The organism is Starkeya sp. ORNL1 (assembly GCF_012971745.1).
GTDB lineage: Bacteria > Pseudomonadota > Alphaproteobacteria > Rhizobiales > Xanthobacteraceae > Ancylobacter.
The window spans coordinates 4,365,647-4,390,477 of sequence record NZ_CP048834.1 but is presented as its reverse complement, the minus strand read 5'-3'; the positions used below and the strand labels follow the sequence as shown (position 1 = coordinate 4,390,477).

At 65.6% G+C, this 24,831-nt stretch carries 25 protein-coding genes; 6 read left to right on the top strand and 19 right to left on the bottom strand.

Features of this window, described 5'->3' with window-relative positions; genetic code table 11:
- Positions 1-46 precede the first annotated feature (46 nt).
- Positions 47-640, bottom strand: a complete 594-nt coding sequence (locus G3545_RS20875; protein WP_170015296.1) for a biliverdin-producing heme oxygenase — start codon at positions 638-640, stop codon at positions 47-49.
- Between the two features lie 96 nt (positions 641-736).
- Here G3545_RS20875 and G3545_RS20870 point away from each other — a divergent pair, with 96 nt between their 5' ends.
- A complete protein-coding gene (locus G3545_RS20870) occupies positions 737-1,432 on the top strand; it encodes an adenosylcobinamide amidohydrolase (RefSeq protein ID WP_170015294.1) in 696 nt (231 codons plus the stop codon).
- Here G3545_RS20870 and G3545_RS20865 read toward each other — a convergent pair.
- The 9 genes from G3545_RS20865 to G3545_RS20825 all read right to left on the bottom strand — a co-directional run bounded on the left by G3545_RS20865 (position 1,429) and on the right by G3545_RS20825 (position 10,225).
- On the bottom strand, positions 1,429-2,754 hold the full coding sequence (locus G3545_RS20865; protein WP_170015292.1) for an aspartate aminotransferase family protein: 1,326 nt from the start codon (positions 2,752-2,754) through the stop codon (positions 1,429-1,431). The genes G3545_RS20870 and G3545_RS20865 overlap by 4 nt on opposite strands.
- The gene (locus G3545_RS20860) at positions 2,751-3,773 is read right to left on the bottom strand and encodes a phosphotransferase (protein ID WP_170015290.1); all 1,023 of its coding nucleotides are present in this window, start codon (positions 3,771-3,773) and stop codon (positions 2,751-2,753) included. Before G3545_RS20860 ends, G3545_RS20865 begins: the two co-directional genes overlap by 4 nt.
- A complete protein-coding gene (locus G3545_RS20855; protein WP_170015288.1) occupies positions 3,770-4,468 on the bottom strand; it encodes an isochorismatase family cysteine hydrolase in 699 nt (232 codons plus the stop codon). The genes G3545_RS20860 and G3545_RS20855 overlap by 4 nt, the downstream gene beginning before the upstream one ends.
- On the bottom strand, positions 4,468-5,373 hold the full coding sequence (locus G3545_RS20850) for a proline iminopeptidase-family hydrolase (protein WP_170015286.1): 906 nt from the start codon (positions 5,371-5,373) through the stop codon (positions 4,468-4,470). Before G3545_RS20850 ends, G3545_RS20855 begins: the two co-directional genes overlap by 1 nt.
- Before the next feature lie 2 nt (positions 5,374-5,375).
- The gene (locus G3545_RS20845) at positions 5,376-6,191 is read right to left on the bottom strand and encodes a DeoR/GlpR family DNA-binding transcription regulator (protein ID WP_170015284.1); all 816 of its coding nucleotides are present in this window, start codon (positions 6,189-6,191) and stop codon (positions 5,376-5,378) included.
- Entirely contained in the window at positions 6,188-6,988 is an 801-nt protein-coding gene (locus G3545_RS20840) for an ABC transporter permease (RefSeq protein ID WP_170015282.1), read from the bottom strand. The genes G3545_RS20845 and G3545_RS20840 overlap by 4 nt, the downstream gene beginning before the upstream one ends.
- Before the next feature lies 1 nt (position 6,989).
- Positions 6,990-7,895, bottom strand: a complete 906-nt coding sequence (locus tag G3545_RS20835) for an ABC transporter permease (protein WP_170015280.1) — start codon at positions 7,893-7,895, stop codon at positions 6,990-6,992.
- Positions 7,896-7,899: 4 nt separating this feature from the next.
- Positions 7,900-9,003: an ABC transporter ATP-binding protein gene (locus G3545_RS20830; RefSeq protein WP_170015278.1), complete on the bottom strand. Its 1,104-nt coding sequence runs from the start codon at positions 9,001-9,003 to the stop codon at positions 7,900-7,902.
- Positions 9,004-9,082: 79 nt separating this feature from the next.
- Positions 9,083-10,225: a PotD/PotF family extracellular solute-binding protein gene (locus tag G3545_RS20825; protein ID WP_170015276.1), complete on the bottom strand. Its 1,143-nt coding sequence runs from the start codon at positions 10,223-10,225 to the stop codon at positions 9,083-9,085.
- A gap of 257 nt (positions 10,226-10,482) precedes the next feature.
- Here G3545_RS20825 and fabG point away from each other — a divergent pair, with 257 nt between their 5' ends.
- Positions 10,483-11,262, top strand: coding sequence for a 3-oxoacyl-ACP reductase FabG (gene fabG, locus G3545_RS20820; RefSeq protein WP_170015274.1), 780 nt, complete (start codon positions 10,483-10,485; stop codon positions 11,260-11,262).
- A 178-nt stretch (positions 11,263-11,440) separates the two neighbouring features.
- Here fabG and G3545_RS20815 read toward each other — a convergent pair whose 3' ends face one another.
- The 3 genes from G3545_RS20815 to G3545_RS20805 are packed head-to-tail and all read right to left on the bottom strand — an operon-like array spanning position 11,441 to position 14,469.
- A complete protein-coding gene (locus tag G3545_RS20815) occupies positions 11,441-12,400 on the bottom strand; it encodes a tripartite tricarboxylate transporter substrate binding protein (RefSeq protein ID WP_170015272.1) in 960 nt (319 codons plus the stop codon).
- 47 nt (positions 12,401-12,447) lie between these two features.
- Positions 12,448-13,956: a tripartite tricarboxylate transporter permease gene (locus G3545_RS20810; RefSeq protein ID WP_170015270.1), complete on the bottom strand. Its 1,509-nt coding sequence runs from the start codon at positions 13,954-13,956 to the stop codon at positions 12,448-12,450.
- Positions 13,957-13,965: 9 nt separating this feature from the next.
- Positions 13,966-14,469, bottom strand: coding sequence for a tripartite tricarboxylate transporter TctB family protein (locus tag G3545_RS20805; protein WP_170015268.1), 504 nt, complete (start codon positions 14,467-14,469; stop codon positions 13,966-13,968).
- Positions 14,470-14,954: 485 nt separating this feature from the next.
- Between G3545_RS20805 and G3545_RS20800 the strand changes: the two genes are divergently transcribed.
- The 4 genes from G3545_RS20800 to G3545_RS20785 all read left to right on the top strand — a co-directional run bounded on the left by G3545_RS20800 (position 14,955) and on the right by G3545_RS20785 (position 19,109).
- Positions 14,955-15,950 carry a tripartite tricarboxylate transporter substrate binding protein gene (locus G3545_RS20800; protein ID WP_170015266.1) on the top strand — a complete coding sequence of 332 codons (996 nt, stop codon included), beginning with the start codon at positions 14,955-14,957 and terminating at the stop codon, positions 15,948-15,950.
- Between the two features lie 75 nt (positions 15,951-16,025).
- Complete coding sequence (locus G3545_RS20795; RefSeq protein WP_170015264.1) at positions 16,026-16,475, top strand: tripartite tricarboxylate transporter TctB family protein; 450 nt, start codon at positions 16,026-16,028, stop codon at positions 16,473-16,475.
- Positions 16,475-17,980, top strand: a complete 1,506-nt coding sequence (locus G3545_RS20790) for a tripartite tricarboxylate transporter permease (protein WP_170015262.1) — start codon at positions 16,475-16,477, stop codon at positions 17,978-17,980. The genes G3545_RS20795 and G3545_RS20790 overlap by 1 nt, the downstream gene beginning before the upstream one ends.
- A 190-nt stretch (positions 17,981-18,170) precedes the next feature.
- Positions 18,171-19,109, top strand: coding sequence for a GntR family transcriptional regulator (locus G3545_RS20785; protein WP_170015260.1), 939 nt, complete (start codon positions 18,171-18,173; stop codon positions 19,107-19,109).
- 132 nt (positions 19,110-19,241) lie between these two features.
- Here G3545_RS20785 and G3545_RS20780 read toward each other — a convergent pair whose 3' ends face one another.
- From G3545_RS20780 to G3545_RS20755, 6 genes are all read right to left on the bottom strand, one after another.
- Positions 19,242-20,588 carry an MmgE/PrpD family protein gene (locus G3545_RS20780; protein ID WP_170015258.1) on the bottom strand — a complete coding sequence of 449 codons (1,347 nt, stop codon included), beginning with the start codon at positions 20,586-20,588 and terminating at the stop codon, positions 19,242-19,244.
- Between the two features lie 70 nt (positions 20,589-20,658).
- Entirely contained in the window at positions 20,659-22,176 is a 1,518-nt protein-coding gene (locus tag G3545_RS20775; RefSeq protein WP_170015257.1) for a tripartite tricarboxylate transporter permease, read from the bottom strand.
- Positions 22,177-22,179: 3 nt separating this feature from the next.
- A complete protein-coding gene (locus tag G3545_RS20770) occupies positions 22,180-22,620 on the bottom strand; it encodes a tripartite tricarboxylate transporter TctB family protein (protein WP_170015255.1) in 441 nt (146 codons plus the stop codon).
- A gap of 64 nt (positions 22,621-22,684) precedes the next feature.
- The gene (locus tag G3545_RS20765) at positions 22,685-23,224 is read right to left on the bottom strand and encodes a chromate transporter (protein WP_170015253.1); all 540 of its coding nucleotides are present in this window, start codon (positions 23,222-23,224) and stop codon (positions 22,685-22,687) included.
- Positions 23,217-23,786 carry a chromate transporter gene (locus G3545_RS20760; RefSeq protein ID WP_170015251.1) on the bottom strand — a complete coding sequence of 190 codons (570 nt, stop codon included), beginning with the start codon at positions 23,784-23,786 and terminating at the stop codon, positions 23,217-23,219. Before G3545_RS20760 ends, G3545_RS20765 begins: the two co-directional genes overlap by 8 nt.
- Positions 23,779-24,795 (bottom strand): CapA family protein, encoded by a 1,017-nt coding sequence (locus G3545_RS20755; protein ID WP_170015249.1) that lies wholly within the window; start codon positions 24,793-24,795, stop codon positions 23,779-23,781. Before G3545_RS20755 ends, G3545_RS20760 begins: the two co-directional genes overlap by 8 nt.
- Positions 24,796-24,831: the final 36 nt, after the last annotated feature.

Below are 24,831 nucleotides of genomic sequence, written 5' to 3'. Positions count from 1 at the left end.
TGCGGGCCACCTCTCCCCGCCGGGGAGAGGGAAAGTTTCAGTTTGATCACCCGGCATTCAATTCCTGCCCGACGAGTTCGAGCACATAGCTGAATGCCGCTACCGCGCCGGCCTGGGCGCGCAGATCCTCGTCCGGCGTCAGCTCCACGGCGTCGAGCGCCGCGGTGAAACGGCGCCAGTGCAGCCCGCGCCCTTCGGCGTGACCGGCGAGGTGCCGCGCGCCGAAACCGTCCGACAGGCCAAGCTTGCCGGCTTCCCTGGCGAGGATGGCGGCGCCCATGTTCGAGCCTTCGACCACATAGAGCCAGCCCAGCGCCTCCGGCACCGGAAGCGCAGGCGCGCGCTCGTCCAGCTCCGGCACCGACAGGCCGAGATCGGCGAAGTCGCACTCCACCGCGATGAGGCGAGCGCGCTCCGTGAGGTCCGGCAGCACGGCCTGGAGCTGTGCATCCGCATGGAGCGGCGCCACTCGCCGATGCAGGCGGTGCTGGAAGTGCAGGAAGCGCGCATAATGCTCGCGGCTGGCAAAGGGCTCCGCCGCCATCACCGCCTGGTCGACCTGCTCATGCAGCGCGGTGGAAGCCGCCCTCAGCCGCTTGGCCCGCCCTTCCGGACTGATATTCGTTGCTGCTATCGTCATGTTGTTCCACTCCAATACCCCTCAATACCAAGACGTTTGAGCGATGCAATTCCCCACCTGCCATCGCCGATAACTCTGGAATCTTTCTATCTGCCGATGAACCATGTGTTTCCGCTCCCCAGCCACGACACGGGCGCCACCTTCGCCGTCCAGTGCGCGCCTCCCTGGCTCACCGTGCGCTTCCGCGCGCCGCAGCGGGCGGTGAGCTGGTCGCTGAACCGGCCCGGTCTCGTCGACGCGACGGACGTGGCGTGGCTTCAGGTGCGCGATGCCGACCTGCCAGCGGATCGCGAACCGGCCGAGTGGTTCGCGGAGAAGCTCGCATCGGTCGGGCTTGCAGACGCGGTAGGCATGATGACCGCCCGCGACATCGCCAGCTTCGTGCATCGCGCGGTCTTGGTCGAAGCGGTCGAGGCGCATTGCGTGGTGACGCTCGGCCTCAATAATGGCGAGCGGGTCGGCAGCAGGATCGCCCAGCCGCGCCGCTATCAGCCGGGCACCGTGAACATACTGTGCCACGTGTCGCAGCCGCTTACCGATGCGGCGCTGCTGGAGGCCGCCTCCCTCGCGGCGCAGGCGCGCACCGTCGCGATCGTTGAGGCCGATTATCACCGCGTCGGCCAGTCGCTCACCGTCACCGGCACCGGGACCGACTGCATCGTGATGGCGGCGCCGCTCGGACCCGAGCCCGCCGCCTTCGCCGGCATGCACACCGCGGTCGGCGAAGCGGTCGGCGCCTGCGTGCTGGAGGCGACGACGGCCGCGCTCACCGCATGGATCGACGCGCGCTAAGCCATCCCGTCGAGCAGTTCTTCCATGGTGTCGACCAGTATGTCCGCATGCTCGGTGGTGACGCAGAGCGGCGGGCGTATCTTCAGCACATTGCCATATTGCCCGGCGGCACCGATCAATATGCCACTCGCCCTGAGGCCATTGATCAGCCCCTTGGCGATGCCGGGCCTGGGGCCATCCTCGGTGCCGAACTCGACGCCGAGATAGAGACCGGCGCCGCGCACCGCGGTGATCGGCGCGCTGCCCTGCAGCCGCCTCAAGCGCCCCATCAGATGGCGGCCGACGTTCGCCGCATTGGCGATCAGCCCGTCCTCCTCGATCGCCTCCAGCACGGCGAGCGCCGCAGCGGTGGCGACAGGGCTCGCGGCGAAGGTGTTGAAATAGCCGAAATCGGCGCAGAAATCGGCGAGGATCTCCGGCCGCGTCACCACGCCGGCGATTGGATAGCCGTTGCCCATCGGCTTGCCCATGGTGACGACATCCGGCATCACGCCGTGGCGGGCGAAACCCCACATGCCCTCGCCGGTGCGCCCGAAGCCGGGCTGCACCTCGTCGGCGATGAACAGGCCGCCGGCGGCATGCACCGCCTCGATCGCGGGCTTCAGCAGGCCGGGCGGATCGGCGAACACGCCATCGGACGAGAAGATGGTATCCACCAGCAAGCCGGCAAAGCGGATGCCGTCGGCCTCCATCGCGGCGATGGCGCCGGACACCGCGTCGGCAAAGCCCTGCGCCACGTCATTGCCGAAGATCGCGGGATCGGGCGGCGGCACCATGCGCACATGCGGCGGCGGACCGCCGGTCTTGTAGGAAGACGGCGAGACCTCGGTCACCGCGGCGGTATTGCCGTGATAGGCGGTGCGGGTAACGACAAAGCCGCTGCCCCCGGACGCTTTCCTGGCGAGGCGCAAGGCGAGGTCATTGCTCTCGCTCCCGGTGCAGGTCAACACCAGATTGGAGAGCTCGGACGGGAAAGTGGCGAGCAGTTTCTCGGCATAATCGTGCAACACGTCGAACAGGTAGCGCGAATGGATGTTCAGCTCGCCGACCTGCCTGCGAACCGCCTCGACCACCTTGGGATGGCAATGCCCGACGGTCGGCACGTTATTGTAGAAGTCGAGATAAGCCCGCCCGTCCGAGGCGTAGAGATAGGCGCCCTCCGCGCGTACCATCTTCAACGGCTCGTCATAGAACAGCACCGAACCGGCGCCGAAGCTCTTCCTGCGCCGCTCAACCAGCGCGGCGATGTCCGGATCTAATCCGGAGGTCGGCCGTTCGCCGAAGGCGTTCAAGGCAAGGATTTGCAGTTCCTGGGTTTTCATGACGCTGCTTTCTCGCCTTCCACGGCATGGGTCTCGAGGAAGGCGCGCGCCAGGGCGACGGTGCCCTGCGTGTAGCCTTCGCCCAGCGCCTGAGCCGTCGGCGTTTCCGAATGCGAGGCAATCCAGGCGGTCAGCAGCATGCGCCGCAGCATGATGAAGACCGGCAGAATGGCGCACTCCTCATCGGGAAGCGGCGCCACGGTGCGGTAACCGGCGATCCAGGCGGCCTGGAGCTCGGGAATGTGCGGCTCATGCTCGATGAAGCTGATCGCGGCGGCGAAGTCATAGAGATACCAGGAGAAGCCGCAATCATCGAAGTCGATCACCGAGAGCGTGTCACCGTCGACCAGCAGATTGGCGACGCGCATGTCGGCATGGACCAGGCCGAAGCGGCGCTCGCTCTTGCCATAGGCCTCGACCTTTTGGCGTAGCACGCGCGCGGTGCGCTCCAGCACCGCCCTGCCCTCCGGCGTCAGGCCGAGCCCGGCGCGCCAGTCGCCCCAGAGCTGCACCGCGCCGAGCATGGCGTCGAAGTCCCAGACCTTGCGCACGAAACCATCAGGACGCTGCCAGCCCCTGGCATGGGCATGGAGCCGCGCATTGATGGCGCCGAGCTCGCGGAACCAGCGCGCCATGTCCTCATTCTCAGCCGGCTCGCGTCCTTGGACCAGACCGAAGGCGACGACATGGCGGGTGACGCCGTCATCGTCGATATCGGCGATCAGTTCGCCATCCACCTGCGGGATCGGCGTCAGCGTCGGCACCACTTCAGTGCCCCCGAGCGCACCGAGCCAGGCCAGTTCCGAGGCGATCTCCGCCCGGGTGTGGTAGCCGGGCCGGTGGACCCGGAACACCACGTCGCGGCCGGTGGCGGGATCATGGGCGCGGAAGGTGGCGTTCTCGGAAATGGTGAGCAGGCGCAGGTCGGTCCCGTTCGACAGGCCCCAGCGCGGCAGCGCGGCGCGCAGCCCGGATTCCAGCCGATCGAGGAAGTGCGCGTCATACATGGTGTCGGTCATCCGAGCCTCATCAGCGCCTTGAGGTCCGACAGTCTCATCACGTTGCAGTAGATCATGTTGATGATTTCAAGCTCGCGCCTGTGCAGCTCATCGGTCGCCGCCGCGCAGCAATCCTCCAGCACCACGACGTCGAAGCTCTCGTCTGCCAGGCTGCGCACGGTTGAGGAGATGCACTGGTCGGTGAAGATGCCGACGCAGATCACGGTGCGGATGCCGAGATTGGCGAGGACAAGCCGCAGATTGGTACCGGTCAGCGCGCTGTCCGTGGTCTTGATGACAACGATCTCGTCGCCCTCGGGCGCCAGAGCCTCGACCAGTTGCGAAGGGTCCTCATCCTTCGGCAACAGCAGATTGTTGAAGCCCGGCTTCTTCTGGCTCAGCGAGCGGTCGCGACCGTCTTTGGTACGGCAGGCGATGCGGGCGAACAGCCGCTCGATGTCGGCACCCCGGAACAGCGCGAGCAACTCGGCGATGTTGGGGATCACCGTGCCGTGCATGCGCTCATGGAACGGCGACCAAGCGTCATAGTGGGCGCGCTCGGCCTCGCTCATGAGGCCCGCGCGGTCGGGCCGCGCCAGATAGGTGTTCTGCACGTCGATGACCAGCAGCGCGGTGGTCGCCGGGTCGAGCACCGGATTGTCCGGCTCCGGCGCCAGCGCGTAATAGAAGGAACGGTTCTCGGTCTTCCAGCCCATCACGCCGCATCCTTCGCGCCGGCTGCGTGCTTGTCGAGGAAGCCGAGCAACACCGAGTCATAGGCGGCGGGTTCCTCATAGAACGGCATGTGGCTGGAGTTCGGGAACACGACCAGCTCGGCCTGGGCGAGCCCCTGCTTCATGCGCAATGCGCAGGCCGGGGTGATCTCATCATGCTTTCCGACGGTGATCAGCACCGGGCAGGCGATGCGCGGCAGATCGGCGGTGCGGTTCCAGTCCTTGAGGTTGCCGATATAGAGGAATTCGTTCGGTCCCTGCATCGTCATATAGGGCACGACGTTCCAGTCATTCAGCGAAGCCATCAAGGGTTTCGGCCAGATGCTGAGCCGGCACACATGTCGGTAGTTCATCAGCGTGATCGCCGCCTGATATTCCGGATGGTGGTAGCTGCCATCCGCCTCATGGGCGAGCAGCATCTCCACCGTCTCGGTGCCCAGCGCCGAGCGCAGCCGGTGCATCTCCTGCATCAGATGCGGCAGGTCGGCAGCGGTGTCCTCGAGGATTAGCGTCTTCAGCGCTTCCGGGTAGGTGAGCGCATATTCGATGGCGAGCCAGCCGCCCCAGCTGTGGCCGATGAGGTGCACCTTGCCGAGCCCGAGCGCGCGCCGCACCGTTTCGGTCTCCTCGACATAGCGGGTGATCGACCAGAATGCCGGGTCCTCCGGTCGGTCCGAGGCACCGCAGCCGAGCTGGTCGAAGGCGACAACGCGATAGTCATGATCCGTCAGGAAGCTGTGGGCGTCGCGCAGATAGTCGCACGGCAGGCCGGGCCCGCCATTCAGCAGGAACACCACCTCCTCGCCGACCCCGTAGGAATAGGCGACGACGCGATGGCCATCGACCTCGATCTCGATCCGCTCGTCTGCCGGGCGTTGCTGCCACATGACTATTTCCCCGCCACCGACACCTCGACCCGAGCACGCTCCAGAGCGCGGCTGATCGCGCCCTCGGGCGGCTCGTCGACGACGAGGCGCTGTATGTCCGGAATGCGCGCCCAGATGGCGAGCGCCTGCACGTCGAACTTCTTGTGGTCGGAGACGATGATGGTCTCCGACGCCCGGTTCATCATCGCCTTGTAGACCCAGGCGGCTCCCGCCTCGGCGTCCGCTAGGCCCTCGGTGGTGAGCCCGGAAATGCCGAGGATGGCGCGGTTCACATTGTAGGATTGCAGGAAGTCGATGGTCTCGGCGCCGACCATCATGCCCTCGCGCGCATCATAGCGGCCGGGGCACATGATGACGTCGATGGTCGGATTGGCCGCCACCACCGTCGCCACCGAGAAGGAATGGGTGATGACGGTGAGGTCGCGGCATTCCGCGGCCATGCGGCGGGCGACATGGGTGGTGGTGGCGCCGGCGCCGATGGCAATGACTTCCTTCGGCTTGATGAACTTCACGGTGAGCGCCGCGATCGCCTCGCGCTCCGCCACCATCAGCCGGTGGCGCTCGGTGACGGAGGGCTCGGCGGCGAACGGGCGCACCGCGCCGCCATAGGTGCGGCTGATGAGGCCGCGCTCCTGCAATTCGAACAGATCGCGCCGGATGGTCTCTGTGGAGACGTCGAGATCGGCGGCGAGATCGCCGACCCGCAGCGTGGCGGACGCCATCATCTCCGCGAGGATGCGCTCCTGCCGCGAGGATTTGTCCAGCCGCAATTTCCGCGGGGGCGGGAGGTTGCGCGGCGGTGGATCGAGCTTGTTCATGCCGCTTGCCGCCGTCGTACCAGCACGCCGACCAGCCCGCCGGCGAGGAGAATGGCGGCAGCGCATACGGTCGCCATAGTGCCGAGCGCCGGCACCATCGGCGTATAGCCGGCGACCATCTTGGCATAGAGCCATTCCGGGATCGTGCTGTCGGCGCCCGTCGTATAGAGCGACAGCGGGAAGTTGCTCCAGGACAGCAGGAACGCGAACAGCATGCCGGACCATATGCCCGGCCACAGCAGCGGCAGCGTCACCTCGCGCAGCACCTGGAGGCGCGAGCAGCCGAGGTCGAACGCCGCTTCCTCCAGCGAGGGGTCGAAGCCATAGACCTGGATGGCGATCACCAGCGTCACCACCGGCACGATCCACACCATGTGGGCGAACACCGCGGTCATCCAGGTGGTCTGGATACCCACGGCATTGAAGCCGAGCAGCAGCGCGAGGCCGAGCACCGGCTGTGGGAAGAAGATCGGCAGGATGATGAGCTTCTGGTAGAGCCGCCGCCCCTTCCAGTCATAGCGGGCGAAGGCCAGCGCGCCGAAGGTGGCGATCACCACCGAGAACACCGTCACCAGCAGCGCAACGGTGATCGAGGTCTTCACGATCATGCCGATCTCGATCGAGGCGAACATCTTGTCCCACCAGTCGGTGGAGTACGCCTTGATCGGGAAGCCGAAATAGCGGCTCTTGTTGAAGCTGGCGAGCCCGCCACAGATGATCGGCAGATAGATCACGACCAGGACGAAGATCGTCCAGGCCCAGATCAGTGCGTTGGTCCGCTTCACCGCGCGTCGCATCTCAGCGCCTCCCCAGCATGCGGTCGAGGTCGAGCTTCGACAGCGCGAACAGCGTCAGCGCCGCGATGAAGACGGTAACCACCACCGAGAGCGCCGAGCCGAGCGGCCAGTTCTGCGAATAGGTGAAAGCGATCTCGATATCGTGGGAGATGACGATCACCGACTGCCCGCCGAGGATCTTCGCCTCCGCCGTGGCGCCGATGCCGAGCACGAAGGTGAGCAGCATGCCGATGAGGATGCCCGGCATCGCCAGCGGCAGTTCGATCTCGCGCCAGATGAACAGCCGGCCGGCTCCCAGGTCGCGCGCGGCGTCGACCAGGTCGCGTGGCACCAGCGCGAGGCCGAGCGTCATCGGGAACAGCATGAAGGGCAGATAGGTATAGACCATGCCGAACAGCGTCATGCCCGGCGTGAACAGCACCTCGGGCCCGCCGCCGAGCCCGAAATACTTCAGCGTGCCGTCGAGCACGCCGTTCTTGATGTAGAACAGCACCCAGCCATAGAGCCGCACGTTCTCCGAGACGAACAGCGGGAAGACGAACAGCACGCTGATCAGCGGCGAGGCGCGGCCGAACACCATGTTGAGCCCATAGGCGATCGGATAGGAGATGACCGCGAGGATCGCCACGGTGAACAGCGCGAAGCCGCACGACCACAGGAAGGACAGCCACACCGTGTTGGTGGGGTCGAAGAGGGTGGCGAAGTTCTCCAGCGTGAAGCTGCGAAACACGTCGAAGCTGCGCGGCGTGGCGAAGGCATAGCCGAGAATGGCGATCATCGGCGCCAGGAAGCCTATGCCGAGCAGGATGGCGACGGGCAGCGCGCAGCGCGCGCCGAGCGACAGCATGCGGGCGCGGCGCAGCTCGTTGGCGGTCTCCGGCAGGCGGGCGAGAGCGATGTCGGCCATCCGCTCAACTCCCGAGGGTGAAGGCGTCGGCGGCGTCCCAGCCTATGGTGACGCGGCGGTCGGCGCCGGCCCGCAAGGCGCGGCCACGCGAAAGCTCGACCAGCATGACCTTCTCGCCGACGCGGACCTGGTACTGGATGCGCGAGCCGAGCGAATATTCGTTGTAGACGAGGCCCTCGATGCGATTGTCGGCGACGTCGCCGGGACCAAGGAAGCGCATATATTCCGGGCGTACCATGATGAGCGCCTCGTCGAGCTCGGCGCCGTCATCCGGCGGGCGCAGCCGAAAGCTGCCTTCGACATCGATGCCGGACCATACGTCGTCCGGGCCGCGCCGCACCTTGATGGTGTTCACCTCGCCGAGGAACTCGCAGACGAAGCGGTCGACCGGGGCGCCATAGATCTCCTCGGGGGTACCGACCTGCACCAGCTTTCCCGCGCGCATCACGCCGATGCGATCGGACATCACCATCGCTTCTTCGAGGCTGTGGGTGATGTAGATGAAGGTCTTGCCGGTCTCGCGATGGAGATCCTTCAGCTCCTTCTCCAGCGTCTTCTTCAGCTTGTAGTCGATGGCCGAGAGCGGCTCGTCGAAGAACAGCACTTCGGGATCGTAGGCGAGCGCACGGGCGAGCGCGACGCGCTGGCGCTCGCCGCCGGAGCACTTCATCACGTTCTTGTCGTGATAGTTCTCAGGCAAGCGGACGAGGCGCATCAGCTCCAGCGCCCGCACCTTGCGCGCCGCAGTGTCGATGCCCTTCACCTTCAGCGGAAAGGCGATGTTGTCGCCGACGCTCTTGTGCGGGAACAGCGCCAGCGACTGGAACACCAGGCAGGTCGGCCGCTTGTTCGGCGGCACGTCATTGATCAGCTTGCCGTGCAGCGTGATGTTGCCCTCGGTCGGATAGTCCATGCCCGCGAGCATGCGCAAGAGCGTGGTCTTGCCGGAGCCGGACGGGCCGACAATGGTGAGGAACTCGCCCTCGACGACATCGAGGTCGATGCTCTCCACCGCGGTGAAGGTGCCGAAGGTCTTGCGCACGCCGACAAGCTGGAGGATCGGCTTCGGCTGGGTATCGATCACCGCGCTGGGCGAAGTCTGGAGCATCGTGTCTTCCGTTTTGGGCAGGCTACAGCCCGCCGCCGGCGCGCTCCCGCGCACCGGCCCAATCCATCCGCCTGGTCGATCAGCCGCGAAGCCGCTTGGCGGCATTCATCACGTCGAGCGCCTTGTCGTAATCGGGCACGATATCGTACTCGACCGAGCGGGCCATTTCCTCTTCGAGGCTGTCCCACTGGATGGCGTCAAGCTCTTCCTTGGTGAAGAGATCGAAGCACGCCTTGTTGCCCATCTGCGCCACCGGATTGAACGTGCCCTCGGCGAACGCCACGGTGTGCGCCACCTTGGGATCCTGCACATATTTCAGGAATTCGATGGCGAGCGGCGACAGGTTCGGGTTGTTCACCGTCGAGGTCACCTCGATCCAGGAGATGCCGCCCTTGCCGCCTTCCATCGGCCCCTTCAGCGGAGTGATGCCGCGCAGGTTCGGGTGGCCGTCGGCGCGCGCCGGCGAGACCGAATAGGTGCCGCCGGTGAGATGCAGGTCGATCTCGCCGGAGATCAGCGCCTGGTTCATCGAGGCGATGTCGCCGATCAGCTTGGCGCCCTTGAAGATCCGCTTGGCGGTCTCCTCGAACTTCGCCATCTCGTCGGGCGTGTGGACCTTGAACGGGTCGATATTGGCGAGCACGAAGATGTTGAAGACGTTCCAGTCGTCGGATTCCAGGATGCCGTATTTGCCGGCCATGGACGGCTCGTTGAAGATGTTCCAGCCCTCGCCCTCGGCGGTCTTGCGGCTCACCTTGTCGGTGTTGACGACGAAGCTGTAGGGCCCGAAGCGCTGGCAGCTGCCGATCAGCTCCTTGCCGTCGGCGCTCATCGCCCACTTGTAGGGCGGCTTGAACATCGGCAGCATCTTGTCGAAGAACGGCTCGAACTCGGCGCGCGGCAGCGGCTTGATGAGCTTCTCGGGCAGCATCACCTTGCGTGCCCAGGGATTATTGACGTTGATCAGGTCCCAGGTGTTGATCTCGCCGGCGCGCAGGCGGTTGATCATGGTGGGGTCGTTGGTGAGGCTCTCGGCCTTCACCGTCGCGCCCTTGAGCTGGCGGAACGGGTCGAGCACCTGGGCGGAGTTGTAGCCCTCCCAGCACAGTATGTTCAGCTCCTTCTCGCGCGCCGCGAACGCCTTGTTGATGCCGAGCATCGGGCCGGCGGCGGCGAGTGCGCCCATGCCCTGCAGCACAGACCTTCTGGAAATCCCTGCCATCACGAAATATCCCCTCGTTTGTTGGCGCGGGATGCTATCTCCGCGCATTCGCCACGCATCAGGCCGGTCACGTGTGGTTCTGATGTTGGAGTTTGTGCGAACCTAAACATCCCTGTTTGGGCTTTACAACATCAAACATGCATCGCACCCTGCTGAAAACGCAGGCAGCCCAATCTTTCGGCAGCATCACTGTCCGATGCTGCGAAGGAGAGCTTAAGCCTTTGCCGTTTCAGCAAAAACAGAGGGATTGCGAGACTATGTTCACGTCGCTAGCGGGGAAGACCGTCATCGTCACCGGTGCCAGCAAGGGCATCGGGCGCGGCATTGCGCGGCGGTTCGGCGAGGCCGGGCTGAACGTCCTCGTCGTCAGTCGCAACCTCGAAGAGGGCGAGAAGGTCGCCGCCGAGATCGGCGCGCATGCGTCGGCCTTCGCCGGCGATGTGAGCGTGCCCGGGGACTGCTCGGCGATGGCCGCCTGCGCCATCGACCGCTATGGCAGCATCGACGTGCTGTGCGCCAATGCCGGCATCTTCCCGGCAGCCAAGCTCGGCTCGATGACCGCGGCCGATTTCGACCATGTCATCGGCACCAATCTCAAGGGCACCTTCCTCTCGGTCTCCGCCGTGCTGCCGGAGATGAAGGCGAAGAAGAAGGGCCGCATCGTGCTGACCTCCTCCATCACCGGCCCGATCACCGGCTATCCCGGCTGGTCGCACTATGGCGCCTCGAAGGCCGGCCAGCTCGGCTTCATGCGCACCGCGGCGATAGAGCTGGCGCCGTGGAACATCACCGTCAATGCGGTGATGCCCGGCAACATCCATACCGAGGGGATGGACGGCATGGGCGCCGACTACATCGCCTCGATGGCGGCCTCGATCCCGATGAAGCGGCTCGGCAACGTCACCGACATCGCCAATTCCGCGCTGTTCTTCGCCTCCGAGGAGGCGGCCTACATCACCGGCCAGACCATGGTGATCGATGGCGGCCAGGTGCTGCCGGAATCGCTCATGGCGCTGCAGGAGATGGGCACGGCTTGAGCAGGCACCACGTCGTCTTCGGAGCGTGACCGCAGCGCCGAAGGAGCACCAAGCCCCCTCTCCCCGAGGGGGAGAGGGTTGGGGTGAGGGGAGATCCGCTGCCCTGCAATCGTGCGCCCCCTCACCGACCCGCTTCGCGGGCCACCTCTCCCCAACGGGGAGAGGGAAGTAAGTCCCCTCACTTCGGCACGGCATCTGCCAGCGACTGGAACATCTTGTTCTCTGCGGCGATCAGTTGCGCCAGCTCGGCACCCTCGAGGAAGGTCGGCTGGGTGCTCCAGCGCTCGAACTCCGTCTTCATCTCCGGCGTGTCGAACACCGCGCGCAACGCCTTGACGATGGTGGCGATGCGGTCAGCCGGCGTGCCCTTCGGCGCGAACACCCAGTTGCGGATGCAGAAGGTCGAATCATAGCCGAGCGAACGCGCGGTCGGGACGCCCGGCGCAAAACGGTCCGGCTCCGGTGAGAAGGACAGGATCAGGCGCACGCCGTTCGACTGGATCGCACCGAGTTCGCCGATCGAGAACACCGCCACCTCGGCATGGCCGCCCATCAGGTGGGTGATGCGCTCCGGGGTGGCGCTGGCGCGGATATAGCGCGGGTTCAGCCCGGAAGCGCGCGACAGCGTCAGCGAGGCGAAATGGATGCCCGAGCCGATATTGGTGGATTCGCGGATCGAGCCGGGGTTCTTCTTCGCGGCGGCCAGCAGATCGCCGAAGGTCTTGTAGGGCGAGGTCTCGGCGACAGCGTAGACGAGGCAGAACTTGCCGAACTCGGCGACCGGCTCCAGCGCATCCGGCCCGAAATCGGCGAGCCCCATCACCTGCGCGGTCATGATGCCCTGGTGCGAGAGCAGCAGCGTGTAGCCGTCGGCTGGCGAATCCTTCACCTGCCGGCTGCCCACCGCACTGCCGGCGCCCGGCACGTTCAGCACCACGACCGGCTGCGGCAGGATCTTCTTCTCTTCGATGATGCGCGTGATGATGCGGGCATAGATGTCGCTGGTCCCGCCGACCCCGAACGGCACGATGAGGCGGATCGGCTTGTCCGGGAACGCCTGCGCCCGGGCGGCAGGCGGGGTGAGCAGCATCGAGGCCAGCGCCAGCGCACCGGCAGCAAGTAACGACCGTTTCTTCATGATAGTCCTCCCTGGTACTCGTTCTTTGTCTGGATAGGCAGTGCCCGTCATCGCTGGTCCGGCGGAACCGGCAGGCCGCCGGCAATGGCGGGTCGGCGACCGCCGCCACGCAGCAGCGGCCACGCCAGCAACGCGACCGCGACCAGCAGCAATGTCATGGCGATCGGCCGGGTGAGGATCTCCGAGAGATCGCCGCCCGACGACATCAGGCCGGAGCGCAGTTCCTTCTCCGCCAGCGGTCCGAGCAGGAAGCCGATCAGGAACGGAGCGAGCGGCACCCGCGCGAATTCCAGCGCGACGCCGACCAGGCCGAACGCCAGCATGATCCAGGAATCGAAGGCCCGGTTGTTGAGCGCATAGGAGCCGACCACGCAGAACACCAGGATCGCCGGGAACAGCCAGGCGCGCGACAGCAGCATCATCCGGGCGAACAGCATCACCCCGACGGTCATGAACACGAACATCACCACATGCGCGAACAGATGCGCGGCGATGATGGTGTTCACCACTTGCGGGCTCTTCAGATAGAGCAGCGGGCCCGGCTGGAGATTGTGGATGGTCAGCGCGCCGAGCAGGATGGCGTCGGTCAGGCCGCCGGGAATGCCGAGCGTGAGTAGCGGGATCAGGCTGCCGCCGGTGGTCGCGTTGTTCGCGGTCTCGGCGGCGACGATAGCTTCCTCGCTGCCCTTGCCGAACTCTTCCGGCGTCTTCGAGAGGTTCTTCGCCGTGGTGTAGGCGACGATCGAGGCGATGGTGGCGCCGACGCCCGGCAGCACGCCCATGGCGATGCCGATCAATGATGAGCGCAGCATGTTCCAGCCATAGCGCACATAGTCGGCGAACGAGGTGAGGATGCCGCGCATATTGGCGCGCACCCGGTCGGTGTCCTGCTGTTCGATATTGAAGGTGTCCGCCAGCACCTGGCTCACCGCGAACAGGCCGATCATCACCGGCATGACGTCGAGCCCGGCATCCAGCTGGTGGAAGCCGAAGGTGAGGCGCAGCGTGCCGGAACTCTCGTCGACGCCCGGCAAGGACAGCATGGCGCCGAGCAGTGCCGCCATCAGGCCCTTGAGCAGCGAGCCGCCGCTGAGCGAGGCGATCAGCATCAGCGCGACGCAGACGATGGCGAAATTCTCCCATGGCCCGAAGGCGATGGCGAGCCGCGCCAGCGGCGGGGCGAGCAGTACCAGAGCGAACCAGGACAGCACGCCGCCGACGATCGAGCCGGCATTGCCGAGGCCGAGCGCCCGCCCGGGGTGGCCGGCCTTGGCCAGCGCATGGCCGTCGAGGCAGGTCATGATGGCGTTCGGCTCGCCGGGAATGCGCATCAGGGTCGCGGTGATGAGCCCGCCGCTAACACCGCCGACGAAGATGGCGATGAGCAAGGTGACCGCGTTGACGCTGGTCATGTAGTAGGTGAAGGGCAACACCAGCGCCATCAGCATGCCGGCGGTGATGCCCGGCAGCACCCCGACCATGATGCCGAGCAGCACGCCGCACAGCATGATGAAGAACGGCAGCGGCGTCAGCAGATGCGTGAAGGCGTCGAGCATGCGGGCGTCCTATGGCAGCGCGACGATGAGGACGCGGGTGAAGAGGAAGTTCAGCGCGACGCCGATGAAGACGGCGATCAGGCCGGCAACGACGAGGTCGCGCGGACGCCGGTCCGACATCGCAAAGCCGATCACCGCGACGAAGACGATGGTCGCCCACAGGAAGCCGACCGAGGTCAGGGTCAGCGCCGCGATGTAGAGGGTGAGGCCGGCGAGCACGCCGACGGCGAGGAAAGGCCGCCTACGATGCGTCTGGTCGCCGTCGTCGGTGAGCCCGCTGATCAGGCTGGTGTCGGAATCCCCGATCGCATAGCCAAGCAGCACGCGAGCGATCAGCAGGATCGCCAGGCCCGCCAGCAGCACGCTGACCAGTTTCGGAAACGCGCCGGCGCCAAGTGGATCGTAAGGGGACGGACGTACTTTACTGGCTTCCCACCAGACGATGGCGCTGACCGCAAGCGTCGACAGGCCGAATGCCAGATTGGTGGCAGCGAAGCGGCGCGCTTCTTTCACGAACAACCCCATTGATACACGACATCGCGCACGCCTCTCGCGGTGACGAGATGCGCGGTCGCACGGCCCTGTCGAGTTGGGAATGGGAAGCGACGTTCGGACGTGTTGGCGTCGTGTCGCCGTAGCGGCGGCGTACTGTTGGCGTTCCCCAGACCTCTGCCCCGTCGCGTCGTAGTGCGGAGCCGCTGCCGCAGGTGCATCGCCCGCCGCAGTCATTAATATGATAATACTTATTCCCGAATGAGCGTCAACCTCCTCTACGGCAGGCTGCCATGCTTTCGGGCGAAGATTGCTGGTCTGCTTTGACCGGGGCGGGTCGGATTCCGATGTCTCGCGCGGCCTCTAGGTCAGCCGGGCGGCAGCCGGCGAGGTGTCTATAGATCTATAATTACCGTTGACTTTTCAGACCTGCTGCGGTCTCGTTCCGTCAAGTCGGCGCGCAACAAGCAGCGCCACAAACAAGAGCCTACCGGGAGGAATGAACCATGAAACGCCCCGACCATCGCCTCGATCGCCGGACCGTCCTGACCGGGCTGCTCGCCGCCCCGGCCATCCTTCGCGTCTCGCAGGCCTCGGCGCAGGCCAAGTGGCCCTCGCAGCCGATCCACGTGCTGGTGCCCTACGGCCCCGGCGGCGCGGCCGACACCGTGTGCCGCACCGTGTTCACGCGGGTCTCGGAGATCCTCGGCCAGCCCTTCGTCATCGAGAACCGCACCGGCGGCAACACCGTGGTTGCGGCCTCCGCCACGCTGCAGGCGCCGCCTGACGGCTACACTTTCATGGTGAACTCGTCGCAGGTCATCGTGAACCCGATCCTGATGACCGACGTGCCGTTCGATTTCCGCACCGCCTTCGCGCCGATCACCAAGCTGTCCTCCTATCCGCAGGTGCTCGCGGTGCGCACCGATTTCCCGGCGCAGACGCTGGCGGACTATGTCGAGTACGCCAGGCAGCAGCCCGGCGACGTCACGTGCGGCACGCCCCCTTCCGCCGGCATGGGTCACATGGCCTGCGCCCAGTTCCAGCGGCTCAAGGACATCAAGCTCGAGCACGTGCCCTATCGCATCGCCACCGAGGCGGCGCGCGACGTTGCCGGCGGCACACTCGATTCGGTGTTTCTCACGGTCTCGACCATCCAGCCGCCGCTGCAGTCCGGCAAGGTGCGCATTCTCGCGGTGACCAGCGCCAAGCGCGTGCCGACCATGCCCGACAAGCCGACCTTCGCCGAGAACGGCATGCCAGGCTTCGACATGGACGACTGGAACGGCCTGTTCGCCGCCAAGGGCGTGCCGGACGACATATTGGCGAAGATGCAGGTGGCCATCGCCGAGGCCAGCAAGGACCCGGCGGTGGTGGCCCGCCTCACCCCGCTCGGCACCCAGCTGGTCGGCAGCACCACGGCACAGTTCGAGGCCTTCCTGAAGGAGCAGACCGAGGTGCTGTCCAAGGTCATCAAGGATGCCAACATCAAGCTCGGCTGATCCCGCCCCGCGGGCACGCGCCACGCAGCCTTCGCCGTGCGCGAAGGCATCTGCGCCAATCAAGGAACCAGCACCATGCGGCGCAGCGTCAATGTCCCGGACCTCGTGGCCGGCCTCCTGCTGATCGCGGTGGCGCTGCTGGCGCTGTGGCTCGCCTGGCCGCTTCGCACCGGCACCAGCTTCCGCATGGGCCCCGGCTACCTGCCGCAGGCGCTTTGCTATCTGCAAATCGCGCTCGGCCTGATGATCGTCGCGCAGAGCTTCTTCGGTGTGGGTGTGCCGTGGGAGCCCTGGGTGCCACGGCCGATCATCGGCATCCTCGCCAGCGTCACTTTCTTCGCGCTGACCATCGAGCGCTTCGGGCTCGTCGTCGCGGTGTTCGGCCTCACCGTGCTGGCCTGTCTCACCTATCACGGCACAAGAATATGGGAGGCGGCGGCGCTCGGCGCGCTGCTTGCCGGCTTCTCGGTACTGGTCTTCGTCACCGGCCTGCAACTGCCCATCCCGATCTGGAAGGGCCTGTGATGGACACGCTGATCGCCTTCTCCCACGGCATGCTGGTCGCGCTCGAGCCGATCAACCTGTTCTATTGCCTGGTCGGCGCGCTGGTTGGCACGCTGATCGGCGTGCTGCCGGGGCTCGGCCCGGTGGCGACGGTGGCGATGCTGTTGCCCGTCACCTTCTATCTGCAGCCGGTCTCGGCGCTGATCATGCTCGCCGGCATCTATTACGGCGCGCAGTATGGCGGTTCGACCACGGCGATCCTGGTCAATCTGCCCGGCGAGAACTCGTCGGTGGTCACCTGCCTCGACGGCTACCAGATGGCGCGCCGCGGCCGCGCGGGCCCGGCGCTCGCGGTGGCCGCACTGAGCTCGCTGTTTGCCGGCTGCGTCGCCACCCTCTTCATCATCCTGTTCGCCCCGCCGCTCGCCGAGGTCGCGCTCGCCTTCGGCCCGGCGGAGTATTTCTCGCTGATGCTGCTCGGCCTGATCGCCGCCATCGTGCTGGCACAGGGCTCGATCCCCAAGGCGCTGGGCATGATCGTGCTCGGACTGGTGCTGTCCTCGGTCGGCACCGACGTCAATTCCGGCGGCGCGCGCATGACCTTCGGCATACCGGAACTTGCCGACGGCATCGGCTTCGTGCCTTTGGCGATGGGCCTGTTCGCGGTCGGCGAGATCATCAAGAACCTCGAAAGCCCGGAAAAGCGCAGCATCTTCACTGGCAGGATCACCGACCTCTGGCCGACGCGCGAGGATTTCCGGCGCAGCTGGCCGGCGGCGGTGCGCGGCACCGCGCTCGGCTCGGTGCTCGGCCTGCTGCCCGGCGGCGGCGCCATGCTCTCCTCCTTCGCCGCCTACGCGCTGGAAAAACGGCTGTCGCGCGAGCCGCAGCGCTTCGGTCAGGGCGCGATCGAAGGCGTCGCCGCGCCGGAATCCGCCAACAACGCCGGCGCGCAGACCTCCTTCATCCCGCTGCTCACCCTGGGCATCCCGGCCAATGCGGTGATCGCGCTGATGGCCGGGGCGATGATGATCCACGGCATCCAGCCCGGCCCCCAGGTGATGACCAAGAATCCGGAGCTGTTCTGGGGCGTGGTGGCCTCGATGATCGTCGGCAATCTGATGCTGGTCATCATCAACCTGCCGCTGATCCAGGTCTGGGTCTGGCTGCTGAAGGTGCCCTATCGCTTCCTCTACCCGACCATCCTGGTGTTCTGCTGTATCGGCGTCTATTCGCTCAACAACAGCATGTTCGAGGTGCTGCTGCTCGTGCTGTTCGGCTTCGTGGGCTATGTGCTCTTGAAGCTGCGCTGCGAGCCCGCGCCGCTGCTGCTCTCCTTCGTGCTGGGACCGCTGATGGAGGAGAATCTGCGCCGCGCCATGCAGATTTCGAAAGGCGATCCGGCCGTCTTCGTCACACGCCCGATCAGCGCCGTGCTGCTGCTGCTCGCACTCGGCCTCTTGATCCTGATCGTGCTACCCTCGCTGCGACGCACCCGCGAGATCGCCTTCCAGGAAGAGACCTGACGCCATCACGGATTGCTCTGATGCCGGCGCGCGTATGATCGGCATGGTCGACGATCCACCATGTACCGGGGATTGAAAAACGGACGAGCCCTCTCCTTTTGTTGAAGTTTTCCAAAGCAAGAGGACATGATATCGGATATGGTGAGCATGAACACGATTGGCTCAACAGGCATATTCGAGCAATCACAAGATGCGCGTCAGCACCCTTTCCGAACGCATCGCCAATGAGATCAACAAGCGCGTCCTCGATGGCGAGCTCGGGCCTCATGCGCATCTGCGCGCCGAGCAGCTCTCCGAAGCCTTCGGAGTGTCGCGCTCGCCGATCCGCCAGGCGCTGCAGCTGCTCGAATCCCGCGGCGTCCTCGAACAGAAGGTCAATCGCGGCTTCTTCGTCCGCGAGGGCGTGGCCTCGCAGTTCAGCCATGCTGGCATGCCCGACCAGCTCGACGCACCGGACGTGCATTATCGCCTCGCCGACGACTGGCTGAACGATCGCATCCCGCCGGAGGTTACCGAGCAGTTCCTGCGCGACCGCTATAAGCTCACCAAGGCGCAGGTCATCGAGATCCTCAGCCGTGCCGCCAATGAAGGCTGGGCCGAGCGCAAGGAGGGCCGCGGCTGGCGGTTCCTCGTCGTCGCCAAGGCGACCGAGACGCTGGAGCAGATCTACCGTTTCCGCGCCATCGTCGAGCCCGCCGGTCTGCTGGAGCCGACCTTCAGCCTGGACCGCGCCTCGCTCGCCGAGCAGCGCCGCGTGCAGGAAACGATGTTCCAGGGCGAGATCGAGCGCATGTCGCCCGACCGGCTGCTGATGACCGGCACCAATTTCCACGAAGCGCTGGCGCGCATGTCGAACAATTCGTTCGTCTATCAGGCGGTGGTCCGCGCCAACCGGATGCGGCGCCTGTTGAACTACCGCACCCTGGTCGACCGCGACCGCTTCTACGACCAGGCCCGCGACCATCTGCGCATGGTCGACCTGTTGGAGCGCGGCGAGAACCTCGAATGCTCCTTCGTGCTCAAGCGCCACCTCAGCGGCGCACTGATGCAGCGCGCCGTCTGGCAGAAAATGGTGCCGGCCGACGAGGAGTTCCCCGAGCCGGCCAGACGGAAGAACGAGCCGGTCTGATTTTTTCGCCCCATTCCGTCATCCCGGCCGCAGCGAAGCGTAGAGCCGGGATCGCGTGAAGTCCCGCGCAACACCTTACCTCGCGATCCCGGATCGGCCTTCGGCCGTCCGGGATGACGACAATGGGCTTTGTCAGCCGAACAGCCCGCGGACGTTGCCGATATCCTCCAGCCCGCGCAGCCGACGCAGCAGGCCGGGCGCATCCGGCACCACATCGCTCGACAGTGTCAGGAACTTGGCGTCGAGCTCTTCGGCACTCATCGGATTGCTCGGTGCGCCGCGGAAATCGCTGCGCTCGATGGACAGCCGGCGGCCATCCTTCAGCACCACGGTCAGCACCGTGGCCCAGGCCGGCCCGGGCGGCTCGCTGGCGGGGTTCAGCGTGAGGTGCACCCGCTGCGCCATGTCGATGATGGCGGGATCCTCGTGCGGATTGTCGAGGAACGAGGCCGGCTCCTTCGGGTCGCGATAGAGCGCGGTGGCGATGCAGAAGGGCAGGCTGTACTGCGCCGTGCCGATATCGCTTGGCCGGGTGATGTTGTGATGGCTCAGCACCTTCTCGCTGGTGGCGATATGGATCTCGGCCACATCTTCGGCGGCAAAGCCGTGCTCGGCCCGCAGATTCTCCAGCGCCTGCACCGGCGTGTGTGCGGTGACATGGCACGAATAGCATTTCACGCAGATCTTCGAGGTCTCCCACTGGCTGCCAAGGCCGGCCAGCAGCTTTTCCATGCGCGGCTCGCGGGTGAAGGCGTCGAAGAAGCCGAACTTGCCCTCGAGGATCACGTCCGGCCCCTCGAAGCCGCCCTTGGCGAGGCGTGCGGCGAGCACGCCACCTTCAGAGGCCCGGCCGGTGTGCAGCCGTTTCACCGTGCCGCCGTTTCCTGCCTTGGAGAAAGCGAGCAGACCGGAGCACAGCGAGCCGGCAATGCCGAACGCCTGCGCCATCTGCCCGGCATCGAGCCCAAGCAGGCGTCCGGCGACGACGGTGGAGCCGAACACCCCGGTCAGGCCCGGCGAATGGAAGCCGAGCTTCTCAGCGGTATTGCCCGCGGCGTCGCCGATGCGGGACATGATCTCGCAGCCGGCGACGAAGGCAGTAATGAGGTCCTTGCCGTTCGCCTCGACTTCCTCGCCGACGGCGAACAGCGCCGGCCCCAGCGTCGAGCCGGAATGCACGCCGGCGCTGGGCTGGCGCAGATTGTCCATCTCGAAGGCATGTCCCAGCGCGCCATTGGCCAGCGCCGCGAACGGCGCGACGACGCGGTGGCTGGTGCCGAGGATGGTGCTGGTGCCGCCCGAGCCATAGGCCACCGCGTAGTCGATGACGATACGGCTCCACGGCAAGGTCGAGCCGAAGATCGAAACCCCGACCGTGTCGAGGATCGCGCCGACCGCCTGCCCGCGCACGGTCTCCGGAATGTCGTTGTAGGCGAGGCTGGTTCCGAATTCGGCGAGCGCCTGGCTCTTGGATGGCATTTCGATCTCCCCCTGGACAAGCAAATGCCTGCGCGGATCATCTCCGCGCAGGCCAGATTGGTTCTGCCTACTATGCCTCGGCTTCCGCCTCGGCCACCACCTTGCGCATCTTCTTCACCCGCCGGAACATCGGCGACAGCAGGATGAGCACGGCGCAAATCAGCAGCACGGCGGAGATCGGACGCTCCACCAGGATGCGCGGATCGCCGTTCGACATGGTGAGCGACTGGCGCACCGCCCGCTCCATGGCATCGCCGAGGACGAAGCCGAGGATCAGCGGCGCGACCGGGAAGCTCATCTTGCTCATGCCGTAGCCAAGCAGGCCGAAGAAGACCAAGAGGCCGACATCGAACATGTTGCCGGACACGCCATAGGCACCCGCAATCGCGACGCCGAGGATCGCCGGGTGCAGTACATAGAGCGGCACCCGAAGGATCTGCGCGAACACGCCGACCAGCGGCAGGTTCATGATCAGCAGCACGATATTGCCGACATACATCGAGGCGACGAGGCCCCAGAACACGTCAGGCGATTGCTGCATCATCAGCGGGCCCGGCTTGATGCCCCACAGCACCAGCGCCGACAGCAGGATCGCGGTGGACGCGCCGCCGGGAATGCCGAGGGTGAGCAGCGGCAGCAGCGCGCCGCCAGTGTCGGCGTTGTTCGCCCCTTCCGGAGCCGCGAGGCCCTCGGGAGCGCCGTGGCCGAACTCTTCCGGACGGCGCGAGACCGCCTTCTCTATGCCGTAGGACACGAAGGAGGCGATGGTCGAGCCGGCACCGGGGAGCATGCCGATGATGAAACCGGTGATCGAGCCGTTGAGGAAGGCGAACCGGCAGCGCTTCAGTTCCTCCCAATTGGGCAGGAGGTTGCGGATGCCCTTCGGCACCTTCAGCAGTTCGGCCTTCTGCCCGGCCTCGACATTGAGCAGGATCTCCGAGATGGCGAACAGGCCGACGGCGAGCGACATGAACTCGATGCCGCCGAGCAGCGAACTCTGGCCGAACACGAAGCGTGACTGTGCCGTGAAGAGGTCGGTGCCGATGCTGGCGAGCCACAGGCCGACGAGCATGGCGAGCAAGGCTTTGACGAAGTCGTCGCCGCCGAGCAGCACCACTAGCGAGAGACCCATCACCATCAGCGCGAAATATTCCGGCGACGAGAACGACAGCGCGAACGCCGCGATCGGCGGGGCGATGAAGGAGAGGATCAGCACGCCCACAGTGCCGGCGATGAAGGAAGCGATCGCGGCGATGCCGAGCGCGGCGCCGGCCCGGCCCTTGCGGGCCATCTGGTAGCCGTCGACGCAGGAGATCACCGATGACGGCTCACCCGGCATGTTGAGCAGGATCGAGGTGGTCGAGCCGCCATACTTTGCCCCGTAATAGATACCCGACAGCATGATGATGCCGCCGGTCGGGTCCATGTTGAAAGTCAGTGGCAGCAGGATGGCGATCGTCGCCGACGGGCCGAGGCCGGGCAGGATGCCGACCACGGTTCCGAGGAAGCAGCCGACGAAACACCACATGAGGTTCGCCGGCAGCAGCGCGATGCTGAAGCCATGCGCCAGGCCATAAATTGCGTCCATGGCTCAGAACCCCCACAGCATGCCGACTGGAAGCGGAGCATCCAGCATGACGGGGAAGACGAGATGAAGCGCTATGGCGATGCACACCGCGGTGATGATGCTGGTCCGCCACGAGCGCTCGAACACGAACCGGATCAGGAACAAGGCAACGAAGCCGAAGCCGACGACGAAGCCCACCACCACCATCAGCGGGACGCAGACCGCAAGCGCGGCCCAGGTCGCCAGCGCCCTGGCGATGCCCTGATAATCGAGCGGCCCTTTTGACTTGCCCGTGCCCTTCCGAACGCTGCGCTGGAAGAGATAGAGCGACAGGCCGAGCATGATGACGCCATACATGATCGGAAAGAAGCCGGGACCCGGCCCCTCGCTGCCATAGACCACCCACCCGCTGCCTTCTTTCAGGATATAGGCACTCAGGGCGATCAGCCCGAGACTTGCGAACAAGTCTCCATATGCGATGTTTCTACTCAGCATTTCTCTCACCGACCGGTTTTATTATTGTTGTTGTTCAATCTACCAAGCTCCATGCGGCAAACAGCACGCCCGCGCAGAGCAGTGCGACCAAGGGTTGGAAGCGCGGACGCAACAGCATCAGGCCTGCCACCGATCCGGCAACCAGCCAGGACGGCCAGCCGGCTCCCGAAATACGAAAGATGCCGATGACGCCGGCGAGCAGCAGGCCGGTGCCGATCGGCGCCAGCCCCTGCTCCAGCGCGGTGTGCCAGATCTTGCCCTTGTGCTGCGTCCAGGTGTGCGCCACCGCGTAGCAGAGGATCGAGGACGGCACGAACATGGCCAGGGTCGCGACCAGGGCGCCGCTCCATCCCGAGACCTTCCAGCCGATCAGGGTGACCAGCATCGAACCCGGTCCCGGCGACAGCCGGGCGACCGCGAACAGATCCACGAACTCGCGCGCCGTGACCCAGTGCTGGACATCGACCGCCTGGTGCTGGATCGCCGGCAAGGTGGCGACGCCGCCGCCGATCGAGGCGAGCGAGAATGGCGCGAACACCGCAAGCAAGGTCCAGAGCGGATTCGATTCAGCCATGGCGATGCAGCCTCAGCCAGGCCAGCGCCACGCTGATCGGCGCCAGCAGCAGCACGACGGGAATAAGCGGGAAATGCAGCAGGGCGACGGCAGCGGTGGTCGCGGCCGTCACGACAAGGCCGATGCTGCCTTGGCCGCCCCGCAGCGCACCGCGGATGACGACCATGAGCACGATGCCCATCGCCGCCGCCGTGATCCCCATCAACCCTGCCGAGATCTCGCCAATATCCTTGATGCTGTCATAGATCAGGAAGGCGCCGATGACGAAGAAGAACGGGCCGAACAGCAGCCCGAACACGGCCGACGCGGCACCCGGCGCGCCCCGCAGTTGCTGGCCTATATAGACGACGAGGTTGGTGACATTGGCGCCGGGAATGATCTGGCTGACCGCGAGGCCACTGAGGAACTCGTCTTCGCTCAGCCATTTGCGCTTGGTTACCACCTCCTGGAAGACAATACCGGACATGCCTCCGCCGAACGCGAAGATGCCGATCCGCGCGGTCAGCAGGACGATCTCGTGCAGGGAGACCGTGGGAAGGGTGCGTGCCTCGGTGTCAGCCATGGATCCGCAGCTTCATGGCGTCACCGTTCGGCTGGAACTGCGTTGCGAAAGCCGCCGAGCGCTGCGCCACCATCTCGACGACATGGGCTCCGGCCTTCAGGTCGAGCGCCTGCGGATTGATCTCGCCGTCGATCTCGGCCGGCAGATACTCGACCGCGACGATTTTCCTGTCCGCGATCGTGCAGCGCACGATCAGCGATTCCGCCTCGTGGCCCTTCTTCAGATTGTGCTGGGCAAAGGTGAAATTGCCGAGCGAATAGAAGATCGCCTTGCCTCTATAGACTTCGATGCCCTGGATGACGTGCGGGTGGTGGCCGAACACGATATCGGCGCCGACATCGATGGCATGGCGGCCAAGTTCGGTCTGGTATTCGGCGATCTTCATGAAGCCGCGCGATACCCCCCAATGGAAGGCGCAGACCACGATATCGGCCTGTTCGCGCGCCGCCTTGATGTCGGCGGTGAGTTGCTCGCGGTCTTCCTCATGCAGGCGGGTGCGCACGATGGGCGGCGTGCCGGGCACCTCGAACACCCGCGAGGGCGCCTCATAGGAGGTCCGCGCCCGCATCACCGCGAGGCCGGGATGATCCTTGCCCGCCGCCCATTCCGGAATGAACACCGAGGTGTAGCCGAGCAGGGCGATGCGGCAGCCATCCTTCTCGACGATGGCCGGCTGGTGCGCCTCGGCAAAGTTGCGGCCGCCGCCGGTGTGCCTGATGCCGAGCCGGTCGAGATGACCGATGGTCTCCAGCAGTGCTGGATAGCCGAAATCGAGCATGTGGTTGTTGGCGACGGTGACGGCATCGAAGCCGGCAGCGGCGAGCGCCTGCACTTGCCGCGCATCAGCCTTCCAGTTGGTTTCCTTGACCGACCATGGGGCACCGGAATCGGCGGTCGAGCCTTCGAGATTGCCGAAGGTGAAATCACCGTCCCGCAGCAATTGACCAACATGCTTGAACACACTTGGCGGGTCGTCGCGCTGCACGAAGACGTCTCCGACAAGAAGCATCGTCAATTGCTTCGAAGAACTCATGATCCGGTCCTG

What these genes read in the sequence shown, in the direction of transcription:
- G3545_RS20780 (WP_170015258.1), bottom strand. Translation starts at nt 20,588, where the DNA reads ATGCCATCCAAGAGCCAGGCGCTCGCCGAATTCGGAACCAGCCTCGCC.
- G3545_RS20855 (WP_170015288.1), bottom strand. Translation starts at nt 4,468, where the DNA reads ATGGGCTGGAAGACCGAGAACCGTTCCTTCTATTACGCGCTGGCGCCG.
- G3545_RS20835 (WP_170015280.1), bottom strand. Translation starts at nt 7,895, where the DNA reads ATGGCCGACATCGCTCTCGCCCGCCTGCCGGAGACCGCCAACGAGCTG.
- G3545_RS20870 (WP_170015294.1), top strand. Translation starts at nt 737, where the DNA reads ATGAACCATGTGTTTCCGCTCCCCAGCCACGACACGGGCGCCACCTTC.
- G3545_RS20765 (WP_170015253.1), bottom strand. Translation starts at nt 23,224, where the DNA reads ATGGCTGAATCGAATCCGCTCTGGACCTTGCTTGCGGTGTTCGCGCCA.
- G3545_RS20790 (WP_170015262.1), top strand. Translation starts at nt 16,475, where the DNA reads ATGGACACGCTGATCGCCTTCTCCCACGGCATGCTGGTCGCGCTCGAG.
- G3545_RS20760 (WP_170015251.1), bottom strand. Translation starts at nt 23,786, where the DNA reads ATGGCTGACACCGAGGCACGCACCCTTCCCACGGTCTCCCTGCACGAG.
- G3545_RS20830 (WP_170015278.1), bottom strand. Translation starts at nt 9,003, where the DNA reads ATGCTCCAGACTTCGCCCAGCGCGGTGATCGATACCCAGCCGAAGCCG.
- G3545_RS20815 (WP_170015272.1), bottom strand. Translation starts at nt 12,400, where the DNA reads ATGAAGAAACGGTCGTTACTTGCTGCCGGTGCGCTGGCGCTGGCCTCG.
- G3545_RS20860 (WP_170015290.1), bottom strand. Translation starts at nt 3,773, where the DNA reads ATGACCGACACCATGTATGACGCGCACTTCCTCGATCGGCTGGAATCC.
- G3545_RS20795 (WP_170015264.1), top strand. Translation starts at nt 16,026, where the DNA reads ATGCGGCGCAGCGTCAATGTCCCGGACCTCGTGGCCGGCCTCCTGCTG.
- G3545_RS20850 (WP_170015286.1), bottom strand. Translation starts at nt 5,373, where the DNA reads ATGTGGCAGCAACGCCCGGCAGACGAGCGGATCGAGATCGAGGTCGAT.
- G3545_RS20775 (WP_170015257.1), bottom strand. Translation starts at nt 22,176, where the DNA reads ATGGACGCAATTTATGGCCTGGCGCATGGCTTCAGCATCGCGCTGCTG.
- G3545_RS20865 (WP_170015292.1), bottom strand. Translation starts at nt 2,754, where the DNA reads ATGAAAACCCAGGAACTGCAAATCCTTGCCTTGAACGCCTTCGGCGAA.
- G3545_RS20840 (WP_170015282.1), bottom strand. Translation starts at nt 6,988, where the DNA reads ATGCGACGCGCGGTGAAGCGGACCAACGCACTGATCTGGGCCTGGACG.
- G3545_RS20785 (WP_170015260.1), top strand. Translation starts at nt 18,171, where the DNA reads ATGCGCGTCAGCACCCTTTCCGAACGCATCGCCAATGAGATCAACAAG.
- fabG (WP_170015274.1), top strand. Translation starts at nt 10,483, where the DNA reads ATGTTCACGTCGCTAGCGGGGAAGACCGTCATCGTCACCGGTGCCAGC.
- G3545_RS20825 (WP_170015276.1), bottom strand. Translation starts at nt 10,225, where the DNA reads ATGGCAGGGATTTCCAGAAGGTCTGTGCTGCAGGGCATGGGCGCACTC.
- G3545_RS20845 (WP_170015284.1), bottom strand. Translation starts at nt 6,191, where the DNA reads ATGAACAAGCTCGATCCACCGCCGCGCAACCTCCCGCCCCCGCGGAAA.
- G3545_RS20755 (WP_170015249.1), bottom strand. Translation starts at nt 24,795, where the DNA reads ATGCTTCTTGTCGGAGACGTCTTCGTGCAGCGCGACGACCCGCCAAGT.
- G3545_RS20810 (WP_170015270.1), bottom strand. Translation starts at nt 13,956, where the DNA reads ATGCTCGACGCCTTCACGCATCTGCTGACGCCGCTGCCGTTCTTCATC.
- G3545_RS20800 (WP_170015266.1), top strand. Translation starts at nt 14,955, where the DNA reads ATGAAACGCCCCGACCATCGCCTCGATCGCCGGACCGTCCTGACCGGG.
- G3545_RS20875 (WP_170015296.1), bottom strand. Translation starts at nt 640, where the DNA reads ATGACGATAGCAGCAACGAATATCAGTCCGGAAGGGCGGGCCAAGCGG.